Genomic DNA, 25748 nt, shown 5'->3' with positions numbered 1-25748 from the left:
AGACGCCCGCGCACATGCTGGTCGAGTAGCCCCGCAGGGGCGTATCGAGACCCACCCACCGCGAGGACGTCGGTCTCTTCCCCGCCTTGTGCTGGCGCCGAAGGCGCCCCCTCCGCTCGATACGCCCGCTGCGCGGGCTACTCGATCAACACGGCCGGGGCTCCTCGATCAGCAGGCGGCCGCCGCTGCGCGGGCTACGCCGGCGGCTGCTCCGGCATCGCCGCCGTGCCCGTGGCGCGCAGGCGCTCCTTGACGAGCTCCGGGAAGAGGGGGCGGCCGTAGAAGTAGCCCTGGGCCCGGTCGGCATGCAGGCTCGTCAGCAGCTCGTGAGCGGAGGTCGTCTCGACGCCCTCGACGATCGTGTGCATGTCGAGGTCCGAGACCAGGTTGATGATCGAGCGGAGGATCGTCGCGTGCCGGGGGTTCTCCTCGTCGGCGAGGAAGACGCGGTCGATCTTGACGATGCTCAGCGGCACCGTCAGCAGCGCCGCAGCGGCCGCGTGCTCCTGGCCGTAGTCGTCGAGCGCGATCGCGATGCCGTCCGCGGTGAGGGCGCGGACCCGCTCGATGACGGCCTCGTCGACGTGCCCGATCGAGCCCTCCGTCAGCTCGAGGCAGAGCTGGATGCCCTGCTCGGCGGTGCGATGTGCGCAGATCACCTCGGTGACGCCGTCGTGCATCAGCTGCTCCGCCTCGATGTTGACGCTGAGGAACGTGACCGACGGATCGATCGCACGGAACTCGATCATGCAGGCCACCGCCTGGTCGACGATCTGCACCGTCAGCTCGTCCAGCAGGCCCAGCGAGCGCGCGATGTCGACGAGCGTGATCGGGCTCAGCGCCGTGCCGTCGGTCCGGGTGTAGCGGGCCAGCGCCTCGAAGCCGACGATGCGCCGCTCGGCGACGTCGATCACCGGCTGGAAGGCGACCCGCACCGTCCCGTCGGCGACCGCGGTGCGGACCTCGGCGACGAGATCCAGCTCCTTCGACTCGGCCTCCTGCACCGCCGCCTCCTGCGCCGCCTCGCCCTTGCGCTCCTTCTTCGTCTCGTACATCCGCTCGTCCGCCTCCTGCATCACCCGGTCGAATGAGCCGCCGTCGACAGCGACCGGGGCGCCGATGCTGATGCGGGGGTGGAGCTCGGCGTCGCCGACGACCAGGGGCCGCTCGACGGCGCGCGAAATGCGGAGCGCGACGGCCCCGGCGGTGACCGAGTCCAGGAGGACGGCGAACTCGTCGCCGCCGATGCGGGCGACCACGTCGTCCCCGCGCACGCTCTCGCGGATGCGACGGGCGACCTCCTGCAGGACGGTGTTGCCCGTCGAGTGGCCGTGGGTGTCGTTGACGGCCTTGAAGTCGTCGAGATCCATGAACAGCACCGCCCGCTCCTCCTGGTCGCTGATCGCCGCGAACTCCTCGTACAGACCGCGGAGGTTGCTGAGACCGGTGACCGAGTCGGTCGTGGCCTGGTCGCGCAGCACGCGGGTGCTGCGGCGATCGTAGAGGGCCTGGGTCGCGATGTGCGCGAGGGCGAGGAGGGTGCGGTGCTCGAGTGCGGTGAAGCCGCCGGAGTCGGGGCGCCGCGTCAGGACAACGTGCCGCAGGCCCAGGCCGGGCGTGGCGATCGGCGCCGACAGCTCGAACGCGCGCCCGGGAGTGGCGGAGATCCGCGTGCTCGCTGACGGGATCGCCGTGCGGGCCGCCCGCTCGAGCGTCTCGAAGATCGCCTCCTGGTCGCCCCACGGCAGAGCCAGCGCCGCTTCGATCAGGCCGTTCAGCTTGCGCTCGATCCGGGCGCGGCGGAGGTACTGGCTGACCACGGCGACCGCCAGCGCGACGATCAGGAGCGTGTTCGCCGAGCGGATCTCGAGGCCGGCGCCGAGATCGATGCGCTCGACCCCGGCGGAGAGGTGCGCGCCGTAGGCGAGGGCCACCAGCACGATGTTGAGGCCGAGGGCGAGCAGCACCCGGCCGGGCCGGAGCGCCGGCCGCGGCACGTCGCTGACGTCGGCCAGGGTCAGCCAGGCCTGCAGGTACTCGGCCCCGATCGAGAGCAGTCCGTAGGCCAGCACCGCCGGCACCGCCGCGAGGACCGGCCACCAGCCCGTCTGCGGGAAGAGGGAGAGGACGAGCAGGAACGCCCCGCCCGAGAGCGCGGCGAGACCGGTCCAGTAGACGACGGCGGCCCAGGGGCGCCGCGAGATCACCTGGAAGAGCGCGATCGCGAGCACCCACAGCAGCAGCGCCTGGACGCGCGGCACGTCCTGCGCCAGGAAGGCGAGCACCGACACGCCGACCCCGAAGGTGACCGTGCCGATGCCGGAGGCGAGCTCGAGCCGGAACGAGGCCGTGATCCACATCGCGGCGAGCAGCACCAGGAACGCCAGCCACAGCCCCGGGAGCGCCGGTGCGTGCGGGACGAGCAGGACCAGCGTCAGGAGGAGGCCCGCGCCGCCGACGCCGAGCCGGAGCGCGCGCACCGAGCGCGGTCCGCCACGGCCCGAGAGCACCTCGGGTGAGGCCGGCGGATCCTCGGCTCGCGCCGTCGAGTACCCCGCAGCCGCATCGCTCATGCGTCGGCCACCCCCTTCACACCGCGTCGCCCGCCTGGAGACCCGGCGCGTGACCACCTTGGCAGAGACGCGGAGCCCCCGCCCGCGCCAGGAGGCGGGTCTGCAGGCCGCACTGCTGCGGGCGGTGGGTCTCGAGACGCCCCTGCGGGGCTACTCGACCTGCATGAAGAGGGGGGCACGCGCATCCGCGGGTGCGTGTGCATGCTGATCGAGTAGCCCGAAGGGCGTATCGAGATCCGCCGCGTCAGGAGCCGGGTCTGCAGGCCGCACTGCTGAGGACGCCGGGTCTCGAGACGCCCCTCTCGGGGCTACTCGACCAGCATGAATGGAGGCACGCCCATCCAACGGTGCGGATGCATGCTGATCGAGTAGCCGCGCAGCGGGCGTATCGAGATCCACCCGCGTCAGGAGCGGGGTCCGCAGGCCGCACTGCTGAGGACGGTGGGTCTCCGGGCCGGTCGCTCAGTCGTCCGCGGCGAGGACCCGCACGTCCCACGGGCCGAGCTCGAGCTCGGCGCCGGCGGGCAGCTCGACTCCGGTCAGCACATCGGTGGCCGCGGCCGGCAAGGCGTAGACCGAGGGCTCCCAGGACCAGTTGTGCACGAAGCGGATCCGCTCGCCGTGGCGGTTGGTCGCGCTGGTGACCGTCTGTGACGCGGTCGCGCGGCGCCATCCCGAGGCGGCGTCGCCGACGGCCCAGGACATCAGGGCCCGCGCCAGCTCGAGGTCCGGCACGGTGCCGACGGTCGTGACCCGGCCCGCGCCGTGCGCGCGCGTCGTCACGGCGGCGAACCGGCCGTGGTGCGGGTGGACGTAGCGCACCAGCACGTCGGCGTCGTCGGGCTGCAGGCCGTCCGCCCACAGGGTCGCCGTGGCGCCCACCGGCAGCGGGAAGCCCGACTCCGCGACGACCGGCAGCGGGACCGCGAGGTTCGCGAACTCGTCGTAGTGGACACCGGCGGCCTCGTCGAGGAACGCCGGCTTGCGCTGCAGCCGGGCCCGCGCCTCCTCGTCCTCGTAGCCGGTGCGAACGCCCACGACCAGGTGCCCGCCCGCCGCCGCGTACGCCTCCAGCCACTGCAGCTGCGCGTCGTCGGCGATGGTGAAGGCGGCGGCGACCAGCACGGGATGCGCGGCCGCGTAGGCGGCGGGCGTCGTCCCGGTCAGCTGCGAGGGGTGCACCGTGTTCGACTGCAGCCCCGCGTCGAAGGCGCCGCGCGCGAAGGAGTCGAAGACGGTCTGGAAGGTGCGCGTCGACGCGACGGGCACGCCGCGGGCGGCGCCGGTGCCCTGGGTCGGGTCACTGAACGAGGGGTACTCCTCGAGTGCCCACTTGCTCTCGTTCGAGAACAGGATCGCCACATCGGAGTCGGGGGTCAGCTCGGTCACCCGATCGCCGGCGGCAGCGAAGTCGGCACCCAGCGCGGCGATCTGCTCGTAGACCCGGCCCGGCTCCTGCGAGTGCGGCAGGATCCCGCCCCAGTAGGTCTCGGCACCGTGGTGCAGCGTGTGCCAGTGCCAGTACTCGATCATCGTCGCGCCCCGCGAGACCAGAGCCCAGGCGGCCTGGCGCCACTGCCCGTCGTAGCCGGGCTCGTTCGACCACGGCATGCCGATCGCCTGCGCGTCGGTCTCGGTCACCAGGAACGGCGCCTGCTTCGATCCGTACATCCGGTCCGCGGTGGCGTAGAGCGCCCAGGTGCCCGAGGTCGTCCAGTGCTGGTCGAACACCCGCGCGTCCGGCAGCTCGAGCCCGTCCTGCATCCGGTAGTAGGGATTGCCGGCGGCGATGTCGAGGGAGCGCACGAGCTCCTCGTCCTGCACCGTCCGGCGCTCGTAGGAGATGCAGGTGGTGACGAACTGGTCCTCGCGGCCGGCCCGCGCGGTGATCTCCCGGACCATGTCCGCCTGCCAGCCGATGAAGTCCGTGGTCAGCGAGGCCTGGAAGCGGCGCCAGGCCAGGTCGTACTGCGGCTGCTGATTGGCGTCCGGGGTCCAGAGGTCGGCCCAGGTCGACAGGCGGTGCGACCAGTAGGTGAGCCCCCACTCGTCGTTCAGCGTCTCGACGGTGCCGTAGCGCGCGCGCAGGTGGTCGACGAAGCGCTGGAAGACCTGCCGGTTGTGGAAGATCTCGTTGCCGGGCTCGTTGTCGACCTGGAAGCCGATCACCGCGGGATGCGCGGCGTAGCGCTCGACGATCCTCCGGATGAGCCGCTCGGCGTGGAAGAGGAAGGCCGGGTGCGAGTAGTCGATCTCCTGCCGGGCTCCCCAGCCCATCGGCCGACCGCTCGAGCGCTCGACGTTGATCTCGGGGTACAGCCGAGCGAGCCACATCGGCGCCGCGTAGGTCGGCGTGCCCAGCACGACCGCGATGCCGTGCTCGTGGGCCGCATCGAGCACCGGCTGCAGCCAGTCGAGCTCGAAGACGCCGTTCTCGGGCTCCCAGGTGGACCAGACCGACTCGCCGACGCGGACGACCGTGAAGCCCGCGGCCTTCATCAGCCGGAAGTCCTCGGCGAGGTCACGGTGACCCAGCCGAGAGGTCGGCTGGTACTCGTGGTAGTAGGCCGCGCCGAACAGGATGCGGTCGGTGAGGTGCTGCATGGGAGGGCCTTTCGGACGTTCGGGAGAGGAGTGGCGGAGGAGGGCGGTGGGGGTGTCAGCCCTTGACGGCGCCCGCGGTCAGCCCGTCGAGCAGCTGCTTGCGCAGCAGGAAGAACACCAGGATCGTCGGCACCGAGGCGAGGACCGCGCCCGCCAGGACGAGGTCGTAGGAGCGGTTCTCCGACGCGAAGAGGATGTTCAGGCCCAGCGGGATCGTGTACTGCGACGAGTCCGAGAGCAGCACGAGCGGCCAGAGGAAGCTGTTGTAGCTCTGCAGGAAGCCCCAGACGCCCAGCGCTCCGAGGGAGGGGCGCAGCAGCGGCAGCACCACGCGCCAGAAGGTGCCGAACTCGCTGTTGCCGTCGATCCGGGCCGCCTCGATGATCTCGTCCGGGATCGACTGGACGATGAACTGCTGCATCATGAAGATCCCGAACGCGGGGGCGACCCACGGCACGATCAGCGCGAACCACGGGTTCGAGAGCCCCGCCTTCACGATCAGGATGAACAGCGGCACCAGGATCACGACGAACGGCACCGACAGCGACGAGAACATGATCGTGAAGAGCACCTTCTTGCCGCGGAAGGCGAACTTCGCGAAGCCGTAGCCGGCCATGGCGCAGACGAAGACCGAGACCGCGGTCGCGAGCAGCGAGGTGCCGACGCTCATGCCGAACCAGGCCCAGAAGGGCTGCGTGGTCAGCAGGTTGACGTAGTTGTCGGTGGTCGCGGGGTTCGGGACGAGCGACGGGGGAGTGGAGAAGATGTCGCCGCGGTTCTTGAACGAGCCGCTCAGCGCCCACAGCAGCGGGAACACGAAGACGAGCAGCAGGGCCGAGAGGGTGACGTAGAGCAGTCCGCGGCGGGCGCGCTCGCCGCCGCTCGCCCGGCGCTGCCTCCGCGGAATGCGGCGCTCCGGAGCGTCGGCGGTGACGATTCCCGTGGTGGCGGTCATGAGGTTCTCCCGATGGCGAGGGCGCGGTTGAGGATCTGGCTGACGGCGAAGACGAGCACGAAGAGCACGACTCCGGCCGCGGCGGCGTAGCCGAACTGCTGGCGTTCGAACGCGGCGCGGTAGATGAACATCGAGACGGAGAGGGTCGCCTCGCCCGGTCCGCCCCGCGTGAGCAGGTACGGCTCGTCGAAGAGCTGGGCGGCGCTGATGAAGGAGGTGACGACGACGAACGCGGTCACCGGGCGGATCGCGGGGAGCGTGACGGTGCGGAACTTCGCGAGCACGCCGGCGCCGTCGAGCTCGGCCGCCTCGTACAGCTCCTTCGGCACGGCCTGCAGTGCGGCGAGGAAGAAGATCGTCAGGTAGCCGACCGTGCGCCAGAGCAGGACGAAGCCGATCGCGACCTTGGCCAGCGTCGGGTCGCCGAGCCAGTCGATGTCGCCGAATCCGAAGACCGCGCGGATCAGCGAGTTCAGGAGTCCGTAGCTGCGATCGAAGATCAGGCTGTAGATCAGCGCGATGACGATCGGCGAGAGCACCATCGGGATGAAGAAGGTGAGCCGGAAGAGGTCGCGCGCCTTGAGCCCGCGGGCGTTCAGGCCCTGCGCGATCAGCAGCGAGCACGGCACGATGACGAACACCGCGATCAGCGTGTAGATCAGCGTGTTCACCAGCGCGACGCCGAAGCTCGTGTCGCCGAGCAGGTTGCCGTAGTTGGCCAGCCCGACGAACTCGGGGGAGCCGAGGCCGACCCACTCCGTGAGGCTCAGGTAGATCGCCGCACCGACCGGGACGATCATGAACAGCGCGTAGAGCAGGTAGAACGGCGCGATGAAGAGGTACGGGGCCCGGCCGCCGGAGGTGTTCAGGCGCTTCCGCTTCGCGGCGCGCCGGGCCTCGAGCGGTGAGCCGCCGCGGCCGTCCTGAGCGGAGGCGGGCGCCCCGGCCGTGGTGAGAGTCGACATCATCGATCCTTAGCTGCGGGCCTGGCCGCGGAAGTCCTCGGCCGTGGCGCGGAGCGCCTGCGCCGGGGAGAGGGTGCCCTTGTAGGCCTGGAGGAGGTAGCCCGACAGCACGGTCGTGAGGATCTGCTGGTCCTGGCTCTGGAAGAGCGACGGGACCTCGTCGATGATCTCGCCGTAGACGTCGAAGAGCGCCTGGCCGCCGAAGTAGTCGTCGGTGATCGTCGCGAGCTCGGGGTCGTCGTAGACCGAGCGCAGTGTCGGCAGATAGCCGAGGTCGCGGTAGCGCTTCACCTGCTGGGCCGGGTCGAGGTAGGCGGCGAGGACGAGCTCGACCGCGGCGTCGCTGTTGGCCTTGCCGGTGACCGCGGCGAACCCGGTGCCGCCGCCCACGGCCGTGCGGCTGCCGCCGTTCGCGAAGCGGGGGAGCGTCTTCACCCGCCAGAGGCCGGCCTGCTCGGGCACGTTCGGCTTGATGCCGTAGCTCGAGTACCAGGTGGGCATGTCGACCCCGACGATCGAGCCCTGCTTCAGGCCGCTCTGCATGCTCGGGCCGTAGTAGTCGGCGACGGTCGTGAAGAAGCCGGAGGCGAGTCCGTCGACCGCGAACTGCAGGGCCTCCTCGGCCTCCGGAGTGGCGAGGTCGAGGTTCCCGTCACGGTCGAAGAGCTGTCCGCCGCGCTGCATCAGCAGCAGCTGGTAGCCCTGCACGACCTGCGGCAGATCGCTTCCGACGGAGAGCGCGCCGAAGGACACGCCCTCCCGCGCGCTGATCTCGCCGCCGACCCGGGCGAACTCCTCCCACGTCTCGAGGTCGGTCGGCACGCCGAGGCGCGCGAACTCGTCCTCCCGGTAGTAGTAGACGGCGAGCGGAGTGTCGGAGTCGAGCGCGTAGAGGGCGCCGTCCTTGCTGAACGCGTCGACGCGGGCGGCGATCAGGTCGTCGCGGTAGGGGGCGGTCGCCTCGGTGAGGTCCACCAGCAGCTCGGGGGCGATCGAGCCGCGGAGCGTGCGGGCGAAGTTCGCGACCTCGATGCCGACGAGGTCCGGCGTGCCGGAGCCGGCGACGGCCTGCGCGATCAGCTTGGTGACGATGTCGGTCGCGCCGATCTTGGTGACATCGAGCGAGTAGGAGAAGTCGGTGCGTGCATCGGCGAGGGCGAGCGCCTCCGTGAAGAACGTCACGTAGCCGTCGTCGTGCGTCCAGAACGAGAGGTCGACGGCTCCGGACTCGACGGCCGCCTGCGGGCCGGTCGCGGCGCACGAGGCGAGCAGGGAGGCGAGGGCCGCCGAGCCGCCGGCGGCGGCGCCGAGACGGAGCAGCCCGCGGCGCGAGAGCGCGGGGGACAGTGGGTGCATGGAGGAGCTCCTTCGGAGAAGGGGGAGGGACGGGCCTGCGGGCGCGCCGGAGGGACCGCGCGGAGGCGGCTCGTGCTGACCGCACGGACGGCGGTGGGAAGGGACAGGGAGAGAGCTGGAAGGGGGAGCCGAGGGCCGAGAGCCGGGACGGGGAGCTACGGGACGGGGAGCTACGGGACGGTGAGCTACGGGACAGGGACGGGCGACGCCGGCGCCAGCGCCGCGCGCTCGGGGTTCGCGGGCCCGCTGGACGCGCGGACGATCAGCTGGGCGGGGACCGAGCGGTGCCGCTCGGTCGGCGCGTGGCCGTCGAGGGTGCGGATCATCCGGTGCATCGCGATGCGCGTGACCTCGGCGAAGTCCTGCTTGACCGTGGTGAGCGGCCGGTGCAGGAACTCCGAGATCGGGTCGTCGTCGAAGCCGACGACGCTGAGGTCCTCGGGGATGCGCAGGCCGGCCGCCTCGGCGGCGTGGATCGCCCCGACGGCCATCTGGTCGTTGGCGGCGAAGACAGCGGTGACATCGCGGCGGTGCAGGATCGACGCCATCGCCTCCGCCCCCGAGCGCGGGCTCCAGTCGCCGCTCAGCACGGGCGGCTCGGCGGCGTTGGCGTCGGCGAGGGCGGTCCGCCAGCCGTCGATGCGACGGCGGGTGGCCGACCAGGTGCCGGCGCCGGCGATGTGCCAGACCGTCTCATGGCCGAGGGCGAGGAGGTGCTCGGTGGCGCTGCGGGCGGCCCCGGCCTCATCGGTGCCGACCACGAGTTCCTCGGGGCGGTGCGCCTCGCTCGGGTGGTCGAAGCTGAGCACCGTGACGTCGGCGGGGATGGTGAGGCGCGGATGCCCGAGATCGACCGGCTCCGAGAGGATGATGCCGTCGACGCCCTGATCGACGAGGGCGTCGACCGCTTCCTGCAGCTCCGCGCCGCTGTTCTGCGCCGTGCGCACGACGCTGAGGGAGTAGCCGGCGGCACGGGAGGCCTGCTCGACGCCGTCGAGGATCGCGGACGGACCGTAGAGGGAGGTGCTCATCGTCACCATGCCGATCCGGCGGCTCCGCTGGGTGACCAGGGCTCGGGCGGCGGCGTTCGGCCGGAAGCCGAGGGTGCGGATCGCCGTGGCGACGCGCTCGCCGATCTCGGGGGAGACGTGCGCCTCCCCGTTGACGACGCGGGAGACCGTCTTCTGACTCACGCCGGCGGCGCGGGCCACGTCGGCCATCGAGACCCGGCGACCGCGGTCGTCCGGCTGCGGCACAGCCTTCGATGCGTCCACGTCGCAGCTCCTTCGCTCGTCCTCGGACCCGAGGTTGACAGCGCAGTCAACTGCGCGGTCCGACGAGTACAACACGGTTTGACTGCGTAGTCAATCGCGCTCGTCAGAGGCCGCGCACGCTTCGCGCGAAGAGATAGGGCGGATGCCTGGTGATCGAGTAGCCCGCGCAGCGGGGATCCATGCTGATCGAGTAGCCCGCGGAGCGGGCGTATCGAGATCCACCCGCACCAGAAGGCGGGTCTGCAGACCATCCCGCTGAGGACGGTGGGTCTCGATACGCCGCCTGCGGCCACTACTCGACCAGCATGCGAGGGGCATGCCGGCATGCGGCCGTCGAGCGAGGATGCATGTTGATCGAGTAGCTCGCGCAGCGGGCGTATCGGGATCCACCAGCGTCAGAAGACGGGTCTGCCGGCCGATCCAGCGGGTCAGCCGCCGAGGGTCACGCGGAGGATCTTCTCGCTGCTGTTGTTGGGGATGCTGTCCTTGTCGCCGGTGTTGGAGGTCGTCATCCAGAGGCCGCCCTGGCCGTCGGGCTCGACCGTGCGCAGGCGGCCGTAGGTGCCGACGAAGGCGGAGGTCGGGGTGGCCAGCGCGTCGCCGGTGATCGGGGCACGGTAGAGGCGGGTGCCGCGGAGGCAGGCGATGTAGACGACGTCGCGGACGACCGTCAGGCCGGAGCAGGAGCCGGCGGAGGTCGGGTACGTCGCCTTCGGGGCGAGGAAGCCGGCGGTGCCGCAGCTGCCGGAGGTGCCCTCGCAGGCCGGCCAGCCGTAGTTGCCGCCGCGGACGATGAGGTTCGTCTCGTCCATGACGCTGTTGCCGAACTCCTGCTCCCACAGACGGCCCTGCGAGTCGAAGGCGAGCCCCTGGGGGTTCCGGTGCCCGTAGCTCCAGACGGCGTTCCCGAACGGGTTGTCCGAGGGGATCGAGCCGTCCGGGTTGATCCGCAGGATCTTGCCGCTGAGGGAGTTCAGGTTCTGCGCGGTGGCGGTGTTCTGGCCGTCGCCGGTGCTGACGTAGAGCTTGCCGTCGGGGCCGAAGCGCAGTCGCCCGCCGTTGTGGTACTTGTTCCGCAGGATCCCGGAGGCGAGGACCTGCACCGTGCTCGTGTCCAGTCGGTCGCCGACGACCTTCAGTCGGATCACCCGGTTGTCGGTGGGGGAGGTGTGCATCACGTACAGCCACTGGTCGGTGGTGAACGTCGGCGACACCGCGATGCCCAGCAGGCCACCCTCGCCGTCCGTGCTCTGCACGTTCGGCACCGTCCCCAGGCTGGTCTTCACGCCCGTCGTGGGGTTCAGGCGGACGATGTCCTGCGCGTCGCGGCGGGAGTAGAGCACGGTCCCGTCGGGGACGGTGGTCAGCCCCCAGGGGATGTCGGTGTCGGTGGCGACCTGGGTGACGGTGCAGAACGCGGTGCTGCAGGCCCCGCCCGTGGTCACGGCGGCAGCGGCGCTGCGAGCGGAGGTGTTGCCCTGCGCGTCGACGGCCGCGACGGTGTACGAGTACGCGGTGTTCGCCGCGAGGCCGCTCTCGGTGAAGGTCGTGACGGGCGCCGTCGCGCCGCTGCCGGCGACCGTGCCGACCTGCGCGGAGCCGCGGAAGACGGTGTAGCTGCGGACCCCGACGTCGTCGGTGCTCGCGGTCCAGGTGAGGGTGACGGCCGTGCCGGACGCCCTCGCGGTGAGGCCGGTCGGACGGGTGGGCGCCTGCGTGTCGGTGCTGCACTGCGGGATGGTGACGGCGACGGTGGCGCTGGCCTGCGAGACGTTGCCGGCGGCGTCGCGGGCGTTCACGTAGAGCCCCCACTGCGCGCCCGGCACCACGTCGAGGCCGGTCGACAGGACGTTCCCGGCGACCGACGTCATGAACTGGCCGTCGTGGTACACGTCGTATCCCGCCACTCCGACGGCGTCCGAGGACGCGTTCCAGGAGAAGGTCGCCGTGCGGCAGGCCAGGTTCGTCACCCGCGGGCTCGTCGGCGCGGACGGGGCCGTGGTGTCCGCGACGGCCGCGGTGGTCCGCCACTTCTGCCACTCCCCGCCGGCGCAGGCCGCGATCTGCACCGACGAGCGGTTCGCCGTCTTCCGGTCCTTCACGCTCAGGCACAGGCCCGAGGCGACGGCGCGGATCGTGCCGTCGCTCTCGACTCGCCAGCGCTGCCCGTCTCCGCCGACGCAGTCCGAGATCTGCACGTCGGCGCCTGCCGTCGTCGCGCGGTTGCGCACCTCCAGGCACTTCGCGCCGCCGTAGACGGTGATCTCGCCGGTCGTGGCGATCGTCCACTTCTGGTTGGCGCCGCTGTTGCAGTCGTAGAGGACGACGATCGTCCGGTTCGCGGTCGACCCGTTCGGCACGTCCAGGCAGCGCTTCGACGCGACCCCGGTGATCGGGCCGACCACGGGGGCCGCTGCTGCCACCGCCTGCGCCGGAGCGGGCGCCGCCTGGGCGGGAGCGCCCGAGACGATGAGCGCGACCGCCAGCACGGCGACGGCGAGACTGCGGGGGACGATGGATCGGCGGATGGTGAAACGCATCAGCGGGTTCCTCTCCAAGTGGAGCGACCGGGCGCCTGCACGACTCGCCCAGTGCCGACCCTGGCACTCGCGATGACCCGCGACAACGGGTCCCGGCCGTCATCTCACGCCGTCCCTACCCCCCGAACGAGCGAGACCCGTCACCCCGCGACCGGAGAACGCGGTCCTCCGCCAGGGCGGGCGCCGCGGTCGCCTCCGCGAGAATGAGAGGAACAGGACGGGCGGGAAGCTGATGAGCGACGAGACAGCGAACCAGGGACGGACGGACGAGGGACGCACGGACGACGAGGCGCTCCTCCGGGGCGACGGCGGGCTCGAGCGGCTGTGGACGGGCGCCGTCTGGAGCGAGGGGCCGCTGTGGATCCCGGCCGAGGGGGGCCTGCGCTGGAGCGACATCCCGAACGACCGCATCCTGCAGTGGCACAGCGCGACCGGGGAGACCTCGGTGCACCGCGAGGGCGGGGAGTTCACCAACGGCCGGCTCCTCGACGCCGACGGGAGCGTCGTGCAGTGCTCGCACGGGCTGCGCCGACTGGAGCGCGAGCGGCCGGACGGCACGGTCGAGGAGCTCGTCTCGAGCTGGGACGGCGGCCGGCTGAACTCGCCCAACGACGTCGCGGTCGCGCCCGACGGCTCCTACTGGTTCACCGATCCGGACTACGGCATCCGGCAGCCGGCCGAGGGGCACCCGGGCGAGCGCGAGTACGAGGAGCGCTGGGTCTTCCGCTGGAGCGCCGAGGACGGCCTCACGCCGGTCGTCACCGACATCGTGCAGCCGAACGGCATCGCCTTCTCACCGGACGGCGCGACCGTCTACGTGACCGACACCGCGATGAGCCTCGAGGACGGCCCCGGACACTGGATCCGCGCCTACGACGTCGTCGACCGCGGCGCCGGCGCCCGCGACGGCCGCCTCTTCGCGGTGATCGAGCACGGCCTGCCCGACGGGATCGCCGTCGACGAGCGCGGCCGGGTGTGGTCCTCCGCCGGAGACGGCGTGCACGTCTTCGCCCCGGACGGCGCCGAGCTGCTGTTCGTGCCCGTGCCGGAGGTGGTGGCGAACGTCTGCTTCGGCGGACCGGACGGCACCGACCTCTTCATCGCCGCCACCACCAGCCTCTACCGGCTGCGGACGCGCAGCCGGGCCGCGGGGGCCTTCCCGGCGTAGTGCGAAGCGCCCCGCCTCCCGGGGACCGCGGCCGCAGGGCGCTCCGGAGAGCTCGGCCGCGCTCCGAAGCGCAGGACTCATACGACGTCGCTGACCGCGGCGCCGGCGCCCGCGACGGCCGCCTCTTCGCGGAGATCGAGCACGGCCTGCCCGACGGGATCGCCGTCGACGAGCGCGGCCGGGTGTGGTCCTCCGCCGGAGACGGCGTGCACGTCTTCGCCCCGGACGGCGCCGAGCTGCTCTTCGTGCCCGTGCCGGAGGTCGTGGCGAACGTCTGCTTCGGCGGGCCGGACGGCACCGACCTCTTCATCGCCGCCACCACCAGCCTGTACCGGCTGCGGACGCGCACCCGGGCCGCCCGGGCCACCACCGCGTAGCGAATCCGCTGCTGTTCACCGGGGTTCGGCACAGCAGATCCTGTCCAACGGCGGAGCCGGTCCATCGGAGGAGCCGGTCCATCGGAGGAGCGCGTCCATCGGATGTCGGCGAGCGGGGCAGGTCGCACGCGGCTTCGTCGTCGAGCGAGATCCGACAGGATCACGGCACTCTCAGCTCGTGCAGAGGGTCTCTGCTCGCCGCCCGCTGAGCGGGGAACAGAGCGGCGACGACGGAGACCACGATCGCCAGAGTGCCTGTGGCGACCAGGAAGTCGACGCCGGGGAGCGGGTCGCCGCCGGCCACCAGGAGCACGGCGGAACCCGCCGTCCCCAGCAGAGCGCCGACCGTCGCGACGAGGAGGACCTGACAGACGACGAGCAGGACGATGAGGCCTCTCGTGGCGCCGAGAGCCCTTCGGCGTCCGAAGTCCTTGCGTCGCATCAGGACGAGACCGTACTGCGTCGCACCGACCAGGACGGCGCCGGCGCCGGCGATGAGACCGACGAGATCTCGCCCGAAGCCCCCGAGAGTGCCCTCGAGAACGGCGCGCAGGTCCGCGTACCGAGCGCTCGTGGTCACGGTGACGCCCTGCGGGTTCGTCGGAGCCAGAAGGGAGCCGATCGATCGCGTCAGCGCGCGGATCATCTCGGGCTCCGAAGCGATGACGATCAGATAGCCCACACTCCCGGTCGAGGACGGAGGCATCGGGACCAGGACGGACGGGCCGAGGAAGGACAGGTACTCGGACGAGGTGAAGGTCCCGACGACGTCGACCCCGGCTCCACTGCCCGTCGAGACCGAGCCGGTCTCCTCGGCGAAGCCCAGAGCCGCGAGCGCGTCCTCGGACGCCCACGCCGATCCGCTGGGAAAGCGCGCCGCACCGATGCCCAGCTCTGCGAAGTCGGAGGACCACACCGATCGAAGAGCGACCTTCCTCCCCTCCGCGATCCGGGAGTTCCCGACGTCACTGGCATCCGAGAACGCCGCCGCCCACTGCACTCCGGAGAGTCGGGAGATCCTCTCCACTGCGTCCGACGACAGGCCCGCCTCCGCCTCTCCTCGGACCAGGATGGACCGCGTCCCCGCCGAGTCCACCGTCGCGAGAACGCTCTGCTCCGCTCCCACCGTCCGCCCGGTCGTCAGAACGATCCCGGCGCACATCGCCACCACCATCACCAGGGTGAGGAGGGAGGTCACCGGTTGCGCGAGCGAGGAGGCGAGGGCTTCCCGGAACACGGGCAGGACGAATCTCCGCTTCACAGGCGGATCCTCCGATCGCAGGAGGCGACGACCGTCTCGTCGTGCGTGACCACGATCACCGAGGATCCCGAGCAGGCGCGCTCTCGCAGTGCGTCGACGACCACCGCCGCGGAGTCCGGATCGAGATTCCCCGTCGGCTCGTCCGCGAGGATGATCGTCGGATCGTTGATGAGCGCCCGGCACAGTGCTATCCGCTGCGCCTGGCCGCCGGAGACCTGGTGGGGTCTCGCCGAGGAGCGCAGGGCGACCCCGAAGCGCTCCATCAGCCCGTGCGCCGCGAGTTCCACTGCGGAGTTCCGGCACCCGCGATAGAGAGCCGTCTCGACGATGTTGTCGAGGACCGTTCTCGTGGGATCCAGAGCGGCGTCCTGAAAGACGAACCCGATGTTCTCGGCTCGGTACTCCGACCTCGATCGATCGCTCATGCCACTCACATCGACGCCGTCGATCCGGACTCGTCCCGATTCCGGAGTCGCCATGAGGCCCAGGATGTAGAGCAGGGTCGACTTGCCCCTCCCCGACGAGCCGGTGATCGCGACCATCTCGGAGTGCGTCACGGCAGCACTGAAGTCGGTCAGTATCCGAGGACCTCGTCGATAGCGGAAGCCGATGCTCTCAGCAGTGATCATCGGGGTGCGGCGTCATCGCCGTAGACGCGCACTTCCACGCCCTCCACGAGACCGGTCACGACCGAGACGCCCTTCGCGGCAGCGACGACCTCGACACGATGCCTCTCGCCGGCCGAATCGGTCACTTCGAGATCCCCGTTCACGTCGGTCCGGATGCTCGCGGTCGGGACGGTCAGACCGGACGTCTCGGGTGTCGTCGTGAGGAGGACGGGGAGGAGGGTGTCCTGCGTCACATCGAGATCCGCGCACTCCTCGCCGCAGATGACCTCGCCGTCCACGCCGCCGAGCGCTATCGACACCCCGACCTCGGGCTTCACCTCCTGGACCGCCGTGACCGCCCGCCAGGGTCCGTCCGGTCCGGTGATCTCCGCCGCGACTCCCACGCCGATCTGGGCGGCCTGCGCCGCTGTCGCCGTGACGGAGAAGGTCGGAGTCTTCGGCAGCGTCCTCGCGACGACCTCGCCGCCCGAGACCACTGCTCCTCGAGCGATAAGGGTCTCGTCGACGACCAGCCGGGTCGGAACCTCGGGCACGAAGACCAGATCGCCCCGTCGGACGACGCCGTCCACCGGAAATCCTGCGGCCTTCTGCCACTCCTTGATCGCGGCCGCGGTCCGCGGCCCGGGTGCACCGTCCGCAGCGCCGCGGTAGAACCCGAGGTCGCCCAGCAGCTCCTGCAGCTGCTCCACGTCCTCGCCCTCGCTCGTCCCGTCGATGTCCCGGAACGCGGGGATCACGCCGCGCGCGAGAACCACGGGACGAAGGTCCACGGTGTAGAGCTCCTCGCCCTGGTGGGCGACTTCGCCGGGCACATGACTCACCGTCGTCACCGTGCCCTGCGCCGAATTGGTCCCCGCGGGGGACTGGGTCCAGTGGGCGGTCGCCACCAGGTTCACCGCCGCGCCGACAGCACCGGCGCGAGCGACAGCGGTCGTGTAGTCGGTCCCCGCCACGACCTCCTCCGCGGGCGCGAAGATCACCGCTCCAGCCCAGTCACCCGCCGCGGCGGCCAGCACCACCAGGCAGAAGGCGAGAGCGGCGACGGGAGAGAGAAGACGTCTCCAAGGCGATCGATCGGCTTTCACCAGCACAGTCCTTTCACCAGCAGAGGCCTTTCGCACGGAGATCGGTCAGAGGGCGACTGTCATCGGCGGTCGCAGCGTTCAAGCGAGTGGAGCAGCGAGGCGCTCATCACTCGCCGAAGTAGCCCGGAGGCATCTGCGGGCAGTCCGTGTTCACGGCGAGCCATTGCGTGTTCCCGGTCGGCTCATAGCTGAGGTAGGGACTCCACGCCTCGCGCGAATTGATGGTGTCGCCGAAGGTCTCGTAGGTGGGCGCCTCCGGCACGTCGATGCCGTGACTCTCCAGGCACTCGGTGAGGTCGTGCGCGAAATAGTGGTAGAGGTACTCGTACTGCGCTTCGGTCGGTGGCGTGTCGAATCTCGGATCCATCGGGTACTGCGCTCTGCACACGAACAGGGCGATGTCGTGAGTCTGCGTCTGCTCCGTGGGGAAGGAACCGTAGTCGAGGCCGCCGTCCGGACCAGCCTTGGTCTCCGGAAAGCCGGCTGAGACCATGCAGTCCGCGATCGATGACGTCGACTCCGCGGGATTCACGGTGCGGATCACGTCGACCTCGGGCCGTACCGCGTTCGGATACTTCACTGCCAGCAGCTCCCAGGCGGCATCCTGCTTCTGGACCAGTGCGCGCTCCACCTCGGCAGCCGGGAGCGGCGGGACGGTCGGCTTCGGCGGCGCGGCGTCTCCCGCTGAACACCCGGAGAGCGAAGTGGCGATGGCGACGATCGAAAGGACGGCAAGAGCCCTCGTCACCGATGACCTCAGCGAGTTCTCAGTACGGATCCTCATGCGTCTACCTCCACCGAGGGACCATACTGGTCTGGTCGGTATCGCCGCCTGACTGGCGCGAGACGGAGCGACCTCGTCGCGGTCCGAAGCGGATCGCGTCAGGAGACCGTTAGGTTTCCGGATCCGCCACCGGAAATGCGGTAGAGATGCCCCTGGGCTCGCGGCGACGCGGGGCGCCGACGGCCACGCCGCCGCGGCTCCCTCGTCGCTCCGAGAACCTTTTCCACCCCGAACCCTTGATGATCGGACCATCATGTCGACGACGACGACGACCCCCACCAGCCTCCGCCGCTCCATCTCCAACACGTTGAAGGGCTCCGCGGGCAATCTCGTCGAGTGGTTCGACGTCTACGTCTACTCCGTCTTCGCCGTCTACTTCGAGTCGCAGTTCTTCGCTCCCGGCGAGAAGAACTCGACCCTCTACATCTGGGCGATCTTCGCGGTCACCTTCCTCATGCGGCCGATCGGGTCCTGGTTCTTCGGCCGCTTCGCCGACAGGCACGGGCGCCGCCTCGCGCTGACCGTCTCGGTCTCCGTGATGGCCGCCTGCTCCCTCCTCGTCGCGTTCGCGCCGACGGCCGAGTCGATCGGCGGGGGAGCGGTGGTCCTCCTGGTGCTCGCGCGCCTGCTGCAGGGCTTCGCCACCGGCGGGGAGTACGGAACGAGCGCCACCTACATGTCGGAGGCGGCGATCCCCGGTCGGCGCGGCTTCCTCTCGTCGTTCCACTACGTCACCCTCGTGGGCGGCCACGTCCTCGCTCAGCTGACGCTGCTGGTCATGGTGCTGACCCTGCCCGACGAGGCGATCTCGGCCTGGGGCTGGCGGGTGGCCTTCGGCATCGGCGGCGTCGCCGCGGTCGTCGTGTTCTGGCTCCGCCGCAGCATGGACGAATCGCTGGCGACGACCCGGATCGACGCCGTCAGAGCAGGGGAGTCCCGCCGGAGCGGCTCGATGCGGGAGCTCCTCGTCCACCAGTGGCGGCCGCTGCTGCTCTGCTTCGCGGTGACGATGGGCGGCACGGTCGCCTTCTACACCTACTCGGTGACCGGTCCGAGCATCATCAAGAGCGCGTTCGCCGGAGACGACGTCGTCACGGGCACCGTCATCAACCTCATCGCCCTGACGACGCTGATGCTCCTGCAGCCGCTCGGCGGCTGGCTCTCGGACCTCATCGGCCGGAAGACCCTCCTGGTCTTCTTCGGGATCGGGGGAGTGCTCTACACCTGGTTCCTCCTCACCGCCCTGCCGCAGCAGACCGCCCCGCTCGCCGCCTTCGCGATCCTGGTCGGCGGCTTCGTGATCCTCACCGGCTACACCTCCATCAACGCCGTCGTGAAGGCGCAGCTGTTCCCCACGCACGTCCGCGCCCTCGGGCTCGGCTTCGGCTACGCGCTCGCCAACTCGGTCTTCGGCGGCACCGCGCCGCTGCTCTACGCCGGCGCGCTCGGCGCCGACCAGGTGTCGGCCTTCATCGGCTACGCGACCGCCGTGATCGCCGTCTCCCTGGTGGTCTACGCGGTGTTCCTCCGCAACACCGGGCCGAACTGGCTCGACGACGAGGCCGCGATGCGGCTGCGGGAGGAGTCCCGCGGTGCGGAGTCAGCGCGCTCGCGCTCGTGAGCTCGCCCCGGAGCTGGCTGGTCCAGCAGCAGGGCGGATCTCCTCGGCACGGACGCCCGCAGACCTGAGCGGGCGGGAGTCCGTCACCCCTCGGATCGCGTCGTATTGCCCGCTCGTCCCGCGCCCCATGCCGCGCCGAGCCCGAAGAGCGTGTCCACGCCGTAGTGCTCCATCGCGGCGGAGATGCGGCGGCGGCCGGTGCGGGGGTTGATGCCGAGGCGGTTGGAGGCGCTGTCGAGGGTGTTGCCCTGCTGCATCAGTCGCAGGAGCGGCAGCCAGGAGTGCTCGTCGCTGCCCAGCGGGTCCGCGCGCTGCCAGAGCTCGTCGAAGTAGGCGCGGACGATGTTCGCGAGGCCCGCGTGGCGGACTCCGAGCACGCTCGTCGGGGTCGCCTCGCCCCAGACGAAGGGGAGCGCGATGTGGTCGCCATCGACCCAGAACCAGCCCGGCGGCCGGTCGAGCGAGCGGTACTCGAGCCCGACACGTCCGTAGACGGCCATCCGCTCGAGCACTCGCGGGTCGGCGGCAGCGGACGAGGGGACGATGATGCGCACCGTGTCCCTCTCCTGCAGGGCGTCACCGAAGCGGACGGCCCGGTCGATCGGCGCCGTCATCAGCCGGTCGATGCTGGCGAACACCGCGACCAGGGAGCCCGACGGGGTCCCGACGAGCTCCCACAGCAGGTCCTCCGCGGCGTAGGGCCCGTGGCGCAGCACCGTGGGCACCAGGTCGGCGGCCGCCTCGCCGGTCGACCAGGCGCGGAGCACGGTGGGCAGGTTCTCCAGGATCTTCTCGATGCCGGACATGGCGTCCTCGGCCGCGACCCGGACCCGGCGGGTGTGCACCGAGACGGCCTCGTTCGCCCAGTCCGCGGGCGGGGGATAGGCCAGCAGGTCGCCTGCGCCGCCGATGAGCCCCCGGTCGCGGAGCCGCTGCACGGCCGCCGCGACCTGCGCGGGCTCGAGGTGAGTCGCGAGCACCGCGTCCTCGAGCGTCGCGGGCCGCCCGCGCAGCAGAATGCCCAGCAGGGTCTCGTCGTCCATGACTCCCTCTCGGTGACGAACAGTCCGTCTCGGCACGAGAGTGCCGGGACGAGGACTCGCCCACAAGGTGCTCCGGAAGCCGCTCGGACCTGGTAGGGCTGCGGGTCAGCGGGGACGGTCGGCGGCGGCGTCCCGCGTCAGGCGCTGCGGGTCGTCCGCTGGAGCAGGTGGCGCGCGACGTCGACGGCGAGCCCGCGGTCGTGAGTGAGCACGAAGTCGTAGAGCCCGGCCGCGTGCCGAGCCGGGTCGACCTCCCGCGCGACGAGGGTCGCGGCGAAGTCGGCGGTCAGGACGACGACGTCCCACTCCGCCGCGAGCGGCTCGTCCTCGTCGATCTCCTGCACCCGGATCGCGGGGGAGAGGGAGTCCGGCGCTCCCGCCGCGAAGGCGAAGACCAGAGCGCACTCCTCCGCCAGCGCGGCGTAGCGGTCGGCGGTGCGCGGCGTGAGGTTCGACCCCTGCTGGAAGGTCGAGAGGAGGATCGCGGAGTCGCCGCTCGCTCGCGCACGCGCCTCGAGGAAGTGGCTCATCTGCAGGAGCAGATCGCGGGAGGAGCGGCGGCTGGGCAGCACGGAGGCCACGATCTCGAAGGGCGTCCCCGCGCCCGCCTCGTCCGCCGTGGGCTCGACGACGTGCCGGAGGAGCGAGGCGGAGGGCGCCGCCGGGACGACCGGGGACGGCCGGCCGAGGAGCCAGCCCTGCCCGTGCGTCGCGCCGATCGCCCGCGCGGTGAGCAGATGCTCCTCGGTCTCGATGCCCTCCGCCACGACGACCACGTCGCGCGCCGCCGTCAGCGTGTTCACGGTGCTCATGATCCGGGCGGCGTCGGTGTCCGCGTGCCCCTGGATGATGCGCATGTCGATCTTGATCACGTCGGGATCGATCAGCGGCAGCAGAGCGAGGGACGCGGGGTCGGTCCCGAGATCGTCGATGGCGATCGCGTGGCCGGCCCGGCGCGCCTCCTCGATCACCGCGAGCAGGCCGCCGGGCGAGGCCAGGAGGGCGCGCTCGGTGACCTCCAGGACGATCGGCGCGGGGGAGGCGACCTGCTCGAGGAGGCCCCCGCGCAGCGACTCCGCCTCCACGTTCACGAAGAGCGCGTGCGGAGTCGTGAGACCCGCCGCGGTCGCGGAGCCGAAGGCGCTCCGCCAGCAGGCGCCGTCGAACTCGGCGATCCGGCCGTCGGCCTGCGCCGCCTCGAGGAGCTCGAACGGGAACGCGTCCCCGCCGGCCCCCCGGACCCGCGTCAGCGCCTCGTACGCCGCCGGCCGACGGGTGGCGAGGTCGACGATCGGCTGGAAGACGGTCGTCAGGACGGGGGAGTGCACGGCCGCGATTCTACGGGCGGGACGGCGGGCCGCCTCCGGCGCACGGCCTCGCCGACCGGCCCTTTCCGGGGGCGGCCGAGGACTCGCTGCGTCCCCGGCACCGGAGAGAGCCGGGAGCCTGGAGGAGCGTCAGCGACGGGAGCGGCCGAGCGCCTCCTGCAGGAGGGGCCGAAGGGCGTCGCCGTCGACGCCGCGCACGACCGGGACGCCGGCGACGTCGTCGACGTCGGGCGCCGCTCCGGGACGGGCCGGTGCGACCCTTCGCAGGGCGATCGCGGTGACGGCGTCCGGGTGGCGGCGGGCGAAGTCGCTGTAGAGCTGCGGGTCGTGCTCGCCGTCGTCGCCGACGAGGACCCAGGAGAGGTGGGGGAGGTCCTCGCGCAGGCGGGCGAGGCAGTCCCGCTTGTGCTCCTCGCCGTCGCGGAACCACCGCCGCGGGCTCGTGCCCCAGTCGGTCATCAGGACCGGTCCGGCGGGGAAGCCGCGCCGGGCGAGGAACCGCGAGACGACGCCCGCCAGATTCCACGGCCCGTTGCTCACGTAGACGACGGCGGTCCCGTCCTGCCCGGCGATCGCCTCCTGCAGCAGCTCCGCCATCCCCGGCACCGACCGCCGGGTGGCGCTCGTCGTCGAGAAGGTCCGCCAGGCCGCGCGCGCCGGATGCGAGATCCCAGTCACCCACACGGTGTCGTCCACGTCGCAGACCACCCCGCGGGCGGGCTCCGAGGTGACCACGTGCACCGTCACCGGAACGGGAGCACGCCCTGCGACCTGCAGCAGGGCCTCCGCCGGCCCGGGCTCGAGACCGTCGGGAACGGCGAAGCGCGCGTCGACGATCCCCGCGTCGTCGCTCGTCCCCGTGGCGCTCGCGCCCGCGAACTCGATCCGCACCGGCACTCCGGGGCTCTCGAGGGTGAGCAGGCGGTGCCAGGCGCGCAGTCCCCGCCGTGCGGACGGCTCCACCGCGGCCGGGGCGAGGACGACCCGCGCCAGGACCCGCGCCGTTCCCGCGCTCGCGTAGCCGGAGAAGGGGAGCAGCGCGGGGGACCAGCCCTGCTTCCGGGCCCGAGCGGAGAGACGACCGCGCAGCCCGGTCTCGGCGCGGTTCGCGACGGAGAGCGAGACGCTGCCGAGGCGGCGGAGGACACGAGGCGGAGTGGGCATGGGGCACGCTACCCCGGGCCCCGCTCGAGCGCGAGGAGAGCCGACCGCTCGGCCGGCCGGGGCCCTCCAGGACCGCCGATGTCGGTGGTCGTTCGTAGCCTGCTGAGCAGGCTCGATCATCCGGTCGAGGCCTTCTCCCGACCGTGAGGACTTCTCCAGCTCGTGGGCACACTGCTCTACGGATCCCCGCCCGTCCCCTTCCAGTTCGACGATCGCGCGCTCGTCCACCTCCAGGCGGTGATCCTCGCGAAGCTCCGTCGCGGCGAGGGCTTCTGCTTCCAGCTCCCGATCGGCGCGGCACTCGGCCACGGCCGCCGCACGCTGTGGATGCACCCGTCGACCGCTCTGGCCTTCACCCTCCGCGGCACCGCCGAGGTCGCCCCGAACCCGCTCTGGCTGCGCGCCCTGATGGCGGAGGCGAACAGCAGCCGAGGCCTGAGCGTGCTGCCGGAGCCGCCGGTGGGCGCGCCCGCGCCCTGATCGCATGGGGGGGGTCACCCGCGCTCTCCATGCGCGCTTTCACCGCTGCCTGGCCCGAGCCGGGAATCGGGCAACAGGCTGTTGCCCGATTGCCGTGGGGTCATGTCACCGTGCCGCTCGACCGGCTCGACGAACGCGCAGCACGCGACTGGTCTGTGGAAGGAACGGTGGACCGTGCCTGTTCGCGGAACATGCGCTCTCGGCCGCACGTTGTGCAGACATCCGATAATGCACATTATGTCAGTTTATGGCGGCCTCGGTCTTGTAGGGCGCCAACACTGTCCGTGCCGACTTGAGTAGCACCCTCGTGAGGACTTCGGGGTCAGTGGCCCGCAGCGACGGATCCATGCCGGCGATCATGAGACCGCCGCCTGCGACGGCGAGGGCGATGCGCGCCTCCGGGGTCGGATCGGTGCCGATCAGGTGACGGTCGATGCCCGTCGTCGCGGCGACGAAGGTGGGATCTTGGCGCAGAAGTTGAATGACAGCAGGGTCGCGTTGGATTGCCGCGGCGAATTCGCGGTGCTCGACCGCGAGGCTCACGAGCCCAGTGAGGGTGATCTCGAAGGGGTCGATCCCGGCGTCTGCCTCGTGGACAAGCTCGGCCATCCGCTCTAGCGCGGGTCGCACGACTGCGAGCACGATCTCGTCCTTCGTTGCGAACTGGTGGTACACGGCGGCCTTGGTCACGCCGAGCTCGTCGGCGATCGCCTGCAGCGAGGTGCCGTTCACTCCGCGCTCTGCGAAGAGGCGGAGCGCCGTCCGCAGCAGCTTTGCCCGAGACTCCCCTCGCCTGACCATCGCACCTCCCTGTCCGCTGACGATCCTAGAGCGGCGTCGACAGAAACTAGCCGATCGGCTAGTTTTGCTCGCAGGTCGGCGGCGCTCGTCGACGAGCGGAGGAGATGTGATGAAGCTGTCGATGGCGACCGGGCCCGGCGAGACGACCACGATGGACGTCGAGACGCCTGTGGCAGGCCCTGCTGACGTGCTCGTGCGAGTGCGCGCGTGTGGGATCTGCGGCTCCGACGCGATGTACATCGGGCTCGGCGGGCTGCCCGGGCTCGAGGGGCGGACCCCGCTCGGGCACGAGCCCGCGGGCGAAGTCGTCGCGGTCGGCGAGGAGGTGGCCGGGATTCCGGTGGGCGCGCATGTTGTGATCAATCCCATGGCGGCGCCGACCGGCATCATCGGTTCGGGCGGTACGACCGGTGGTATGGCGGAGTTCCTGCTGGTCCAGGAAGCGGTGCTCGGTCGCTCTCTTGCGATCGTGCCCGATGACGTGCCCTTCGAGGTGGCGGCGCTGAACGAGCCGATGGCCGTCGCTCGCCACGCGGTCAATCGCACCGCACCGCGTCCGGGGGACGCGGTCGTGGTGTTCGGAGCCGGGCCGATCGGGCTCGGAGCAGTTCTCGCGTACCGCTCCCTCGGGGTGGGGCACATCACCGTGGTGGACGTGATCGCCTCTCGTCTCGAGAAAGCGTTGAAGGTCGGAGCCGACGCAGTCATCGATTCGTCCACCGAGGACGTGGTCGAGCGGCTGATCGAGCTGCAGGGCGAAGGGCCCGCGCGCCGTGGGCAGCGGAAGCCTGCCACCGACGTGTTCCTCGATGCGGCCGGCGCGCCGATCGTGGTGCAGACGGTCCTGAGTGCTGCGAAGCACGGCGCAACACTCGGCATCGTGGCGGTCCACAAGACGCCCATCGATGTCGACTTCGGCGCGATCCTGGGCTCCGAGCTGACCATCGTTCTCGCGATGGGCTACCCCACCGAGATCTTCGAGGTGACCGAGGACATCGTGGCGAACTGGGAGAAGTACGCCGTGATCGTGAGTGACACGATCGACTTCTCGGAAGCCGACCGCGCCTTCCGGCTAGCGGCCACTCCGGGTGCAGCCGACAAGGTGGTCGTGGTGTTCGGAGCGGACGCGTGAGCGTCGAGGCGCTCGACGAGGGCGTCGCGCTCGTCGTCGTGGACCTGCAGCGGGCGACCGTCGCGAATCCGATGGTGCATCCGATCGGTGACGTCGTGGCCCGGGCCGCATCGCTCGCTGACGCGTTCCGTGACCGCGTGCTGCCGGTGGTTCTTGTCACCGTCGATCTCGGACGCCCGAACGCGGGGCGCACCGACGTGGGACGCGGGCGGATGGCACCGGTGCTGCCTCCGGAGTGGTCGGATCCGCTGATCGAGCTCGGCCGGTCGAGTGAGGACCTTGTCCTGGTCAAGCGCGGCTGGAGCGCCTTCGCCGGCACCGGACTGCACGAGCTGCTCGCGGAGCGCGGCGTGACCCAGGTGGTCCTCGCGGGCGTCGCGACGAGCTTCGGCGTGGAATCGACGGCGCGTGATGCCTACGACCGCGGCTACTCGGTAGTCGTCGTGGTCGACGCCGTCACCGATCTGCAGGAGCCGTCGCACGAGAACAGCTTGCGGCGGGTGCTGCCAGTGCTCGGCGAGACGGGGACGACAGTCGAGGTGCTTGGACTGCTCGATCAGCCGAAGAGCCGCGACAGCGGATGAGGCGATGACGAGGAGGCGTCTCTC

Annotated in this window: 21 protein-coding genes; 6 read left to right on the top strand and 15 right to left on the bottom strand. The window is 71.2% G+C overall.

What is annotated here, in order from left to right:
- Positions 1–194 precede the first annotated feature (194 nt).
- From MT350_RS06200 to MT350_RS06170, 7 genes are all read right to left on the bottom strand, one after another.
- Entirely contained in the window at positions 195–2573 is a 2379-nt protein-coding gene (locus MT350_RS06200) for a bifunctional diguanylate cyclase/phosphodiesterase (RefSeq protein WP_243600209.1), read from the bottom strand.
- A 462-nt stretch (positions 2574–3035) separates the two neighbouring features.
- Complete coding sequence (locus MT350_RS06195) at positions 3036–5177, bottom strand: beta-galactosidase (RefSeq protein WP_243600208.1); 2142 nt, start codon at positions 5175–5177, stop codon at positions 3036–3038.
- A gap of 55 nt (positions 5178–5232) precedes the next feature.
- Positions 5233–6132 carry a carbohydrate ABC transporter permease gene (locus tag MT350_RS06190; protein ID WP_123703850.1) on the bottom strand — a complete coding sequence of 300 codons (900 nt, stop codon included), beginning with the start codon at positions 6130–6132 and terminating at the stop codon, positions 5233–5235.
- Complete coding sequence (locus tag MT350_RS06185) at positions 6129–7097, bottom strand: carbohydrate ABC transporter permease (protein WP_123446502.1); 969 nt, start codon at positions 7095–7097, stop codon at positions 6129–6131. The genes MT350_RS06190 and MT350_RS06185 overlap by 4 nt, the downstream gene beginning before the upstream one ends.
- Positions 7098–7106: 9 nt before the next feature.
- Positions 7107–8453 carry an ABC transporter substrate-binding protein gene (locus MT350_RS06180; RefSeq protein WP_243600207.1) on the bottom strand — a complete coding sequence of 449 codons (1347 nt, stop codon included), beginning with the start codon at positions 8451–8453 and terminating at the stop codon, positions 7107–7109.
- Between the two features lie 185 nt (positions 8454–8638).
- Positions 8639–9727 carry a LacI family DNA-binding transcriptional regulator gene (locus MT350_RS06175; protein WP_243600206.1) on the bottom strand — a complete coding sequence of 363 codons (1089 nt, stop codon included), beginning with the start codon at positions 9725–9727 and terminating at the stop codon, positions 8639–8641.
- Between the two features lie 428 nt (positions 9728–10155).
- Entirely contained in the window at positions 10156–12267 is a 2112-nt protein-coding gene (locus MT350_RS06170) for a PQQ-dependent sugar dehydrogenase (RefSeq protein WP_243615539.1), read from the bottom strand.
- 232 nt (positions 12268–12499) lie between these two features.
- Here MT350_RS06170 and MT350_RS06165 point away from each other — a divergent pair, with 232 nt between their 5' ends.
- Together MT350_RS06165 and MT350_RS06160 are read left to right on the top strand one after the other, a co-directional pair.
- A complete protein-coding gene (locus tag MT350_RS06165; protein ID WP_243600204.1) occupies positions 12500–13435 on the top strand; it encodes an SMP-30/gluconolactonase/LRE family protein in 936 nt (311 codons plus the stop codon).
- Positions 13435–13812, top strand: a complete 378-nt coding sequence (locus tag MT350_RS06160; RefSeq protein ID WP_243600203.1) for an SMP-30/gluconolactonase/LRE family protein — start codon at positions 13435–13437, stop codon at positions 13810–13812. Before MT350_RS06165 ends, MT350_RS06160 begins: the two co-directional genes overlap by 1 nt.
- A 160-nt stretch (positions 13813–13972) precedes the next feature.
- Here the strand turns inward: MT350_RS06160 and MT350_RS06155 are convergent, their stop codons facing one another.
- The 4 genes from MT350_RS06155 to MT350_RS06140 all read right to left on the bottom strand — a co-directional run bounded on the left by MT350_RS06155 (position 13973) and on the right by MT350_RS06140 (position 17571).
- Positions 13973–15073 (bottom strand): ABC transporter permease, encoded by a 1101-nt coding sequence (locus MT350_RS06155; RefSeq protein WP_243600202.1) that lies wholly within the window; start codon positions 15071–15073, stop codon positions 13973–13975.
- Positions 15070–15702 (bottom strand): ABC transporter ATP-binding protein, encoded by a 633-nt coding sequence (locus MT350_RS06150; RefSeq protein WP_279396249.1) that lies wholly within the window; start codon positions 15700–15702, stop codon positions 15070–15072. Before MT350_RS06150 ends, MT350_RS06155 begins: the two co-directional genes overlap by 4 nt.
- Positions 15699–16682, bottom strand: coding sequence for a peptidoglycan-binding protein (locus MT350_RS06145; protein WP_243615537.1), 984 nt, complete (start codon positions 16680–16682; stop codon positions 15699–15701). Before MT350_RS06145 ends, MT350_RS06150 begins: the two co-directional genes overlap by 4 nt.
- Before the next feature lie 211 nt (positions 16683–16893).
- Complete coding sequence (locus MT350_RS06140; protein ID WP_243615536.1) at positions 16894–17571, bottom strand: hypothetical protein; 678 nt, start codon at positions 17569–17571, stop codon at positions 16894–16896.
- Between the two features lie 253 nt (positions 17572–17824).
- Here MT350_RS06140 and MT350_RS06135 point away from each other — a divergent pair, with 253 nt between their 5' ends.
- Positions 17825–19192, top strand: coding sequence for an MFS transporter (locus MT350_RS06135; protein ID WP_243615535.1), 1368 nt, complete (start codon positions 17825–17827; stop codon positions 19190–19192).
- Positions 19193–19275: 83 nt separating this feature from the next.
- On the opposite strand, the gene MT350_RS06130 is transcribed toward MT350_RS06135, so the two are convergent.
- From MT350_RS06130 to MT350_RS06120, 3 genes are all read right to left on the bottom strand, one after another.
- Positions 19276–20235 (bottom strand): hypothetical protein, encoded by a 960-nt coding sequence (locus MT350_RS06130; protein WP_243600197.1) that lies wholly within the window; start codon positions 20233–20235, stop codon positions 19276–19278.
- Between the two features lie 137 nt (positions 20236–20372).
- Positions 20373–21563: an EAL domain-containing protein gene (locus MT350_RS06125; RefSeq protein ID WP_243600196.1), complete on the bottom strand. Its 1191-nt coding sequence runs from the start codon at positions 21561–21563 to the stop codon at positions 20373–20375.
- Positions 21564–21692: 129 nt separating this feature from the next.
- Positions 21693–22727, bottom strand: a complete 1035-nt coding sequence (locus MT350_RS06120) for an App1 family protein (protein WP_243600195.1) — start codon at positions 22725–22727, stop codon at positions 21693–21695.
- A gap of 162 nt (positions 22728–22889) precedes the next feature.
- Here MT350_RS06120 and MT350_RS06115 point away from each other — a divergent pair, with 162 nt between their 5' ends.
- Complete coding sequence (locus MT350_RS06115; protein ID WP_243600194.1) at positions 22890–23207, top strand: ATP-dependent DNA ligase; 318 nt, start codon at positions 22890–22892, stop codon at positions 23205–23207.
- Positions 23208–23447: 240 nt separating this feature from the next.
- On the opposite strand, the gene MT350_RS06110 is transcribed toward MT350_RS06115, so the two are convergent.
- Positions 23448–24008, bottom strand: coding sequence for a helix-turn-helix domain containing protein (locus MT350_RS06110; RefSeq protein WP_279392416.1), 561 nt, complete (start codon positions 24006–24008; stop codon positions 23448–23450).
- A 109-nt stretch (positions 24009–24117) separates the two neighbouring features.
- On the opposite strand from MT350_RS06110, the gene MT350_RS06105 reads away from it, so the two are divergent.
- Both MT350_RS06105 and MT350_RS06100 read left to right on the top strand, forming a co-directional pair.
- The gene (locus tag MT350_RS06105; protein WP_243600192.1) at positions 24118–25140 is read left to right on the top strand and encodes a zinc-binding dehydrogenase; all 1023 of its coding nucleotides are present in this window, start codon (positions 24118–24120) and stop codon (positions 25138–25140) included.
- Positions 25137–25724: a cysteine hydrolase family protein gene (locus tag MT350_RS06100; RefSeq protein ID WP_243600191.1), complete on the top strand. Its 588-nt coding sequence runs from the start codon at positions 25137–25139 to the stop codon at positions 25722–25724. Before MT350_RS06105 ends, MT350_RS06100 begins: the two co-directional genes overlap by 4 nt.
- Positions 25725–25748: the final 24 nt, after the last annotated feature.

The sequence above is a fragment of the Rathayibacter sp. VKM Ac-2928 genome (assembly GCF_022815545.1).
GTDB lineage: Bacteria > Actinomycetota > Actinomycetes > Actinomycetales > Microbacteriaceae > Rathayibacter > Rathayibacter festucae.
The sequence above is the reverse complement of the archived record's forward strand: the minus strand, read 5'-3'. Positions and strand labels throughout refer to the sequence as shown.

Bases quoted from the DNA above. Each gene is read 5' to 3' on its own strand.
- MT350_RS06180 (WP_243600207.1), bottom strand. From the start codon at position 8,453: ATGCACCCACTGTCCCCCGCGCTCTCGCGCCGCGGGCTGCTCCGTCTC.
- MT350_RS06140 (WP_243615536.1), bottom strand. From the start codon at position 17,571: ATGAGGATCCGTACTGAGAACTCGCTGAGGTCATCGGTGACGAGGGCT.
- MT350_RS06120 (WP_243600195.1), bottom strand. From the start codon at position 22,727: ATGCCCACTCCGCCTCGTGTCCTCCGCCGCCTCGGCAGCGTCTCGCTC.
- MT350_RS06110 (WP_279392416.1), bottom strand. From the start codon at position 24,008: ATGGTCAGGCGAGGGGAGTCTCGGGCAAAGCTGCTGCGGACGGCGCTC.
- MT350_RS06195 (WP_243600208.1), bottom strand. From the start codon at position 5,177: ATGCAGCACCTCACCGACCGCATCCTGTTCGGCGCGGCCTACTACCAC.
- MT350_RS06150 (WP_279396249.1), bottom strand. From the start codon at position 15,702: ATGATCACTGCTGAGAGCATCGGCTTCCGCTATCGACGAGGTCCTCGG.
- MT350_RS06135 (WP_243615535.1), top strand. From the start codon at position 17,825: ATGTCGACGACGACGACGACCCCCACCAGCCTCCGCCGCTCCATCTCC.
- MT350_RS06185 (WP_123446502.1), bottom strand. From the start codon at position 7,097: ATGTCGACTCTCACCACGGCCGGGGCGCCCGCCTCCGCTCAGGACGGC.
- MT350_RS06170 (WP_243615539.1), bottom strand. From the start codon at position 12,267: ATGCGTTTCACCATCCGCCGATCCATCGTCCCCCGCAGTCTCGCCGTC.
- MT350_RS06130 (WP_243600197.1), bottom strand. From the start codon at position 20,235: ATGGACGACGAGACCCTGCTGGGCATTCTGCTGCGCGGGCGGCCCGCG.
- MT350_RS06105 (WP_243600192.1), top strand. From the start codon at position 24,118: ATGAAGCTGTCGATGGCGACCGGGCCCGGCGAGACGACCACGATGGAC.
- MT350_RS06165 (WP_243600204.1), top strand. From the start codon at position 12,500: ATGAGCGACGAGACAGCGAACCAGGGACGGACGGACGAGGGACGCACG.
- MT350_RS06200 (WP_243600209.1), bottom strand. From the start codon at position 2,573: ATGAGCGATGCGGCTGCGGGGTACTCGACGGCGCGAGCCGAGGATCCG.
- MT350_RS06190 (WP_123703850.1), bottom strand. From the start codon at position 6,132: ATGACCGCCACCACGGGAATCGTCACCGCCGACGCTCCGGAGCGCCGC.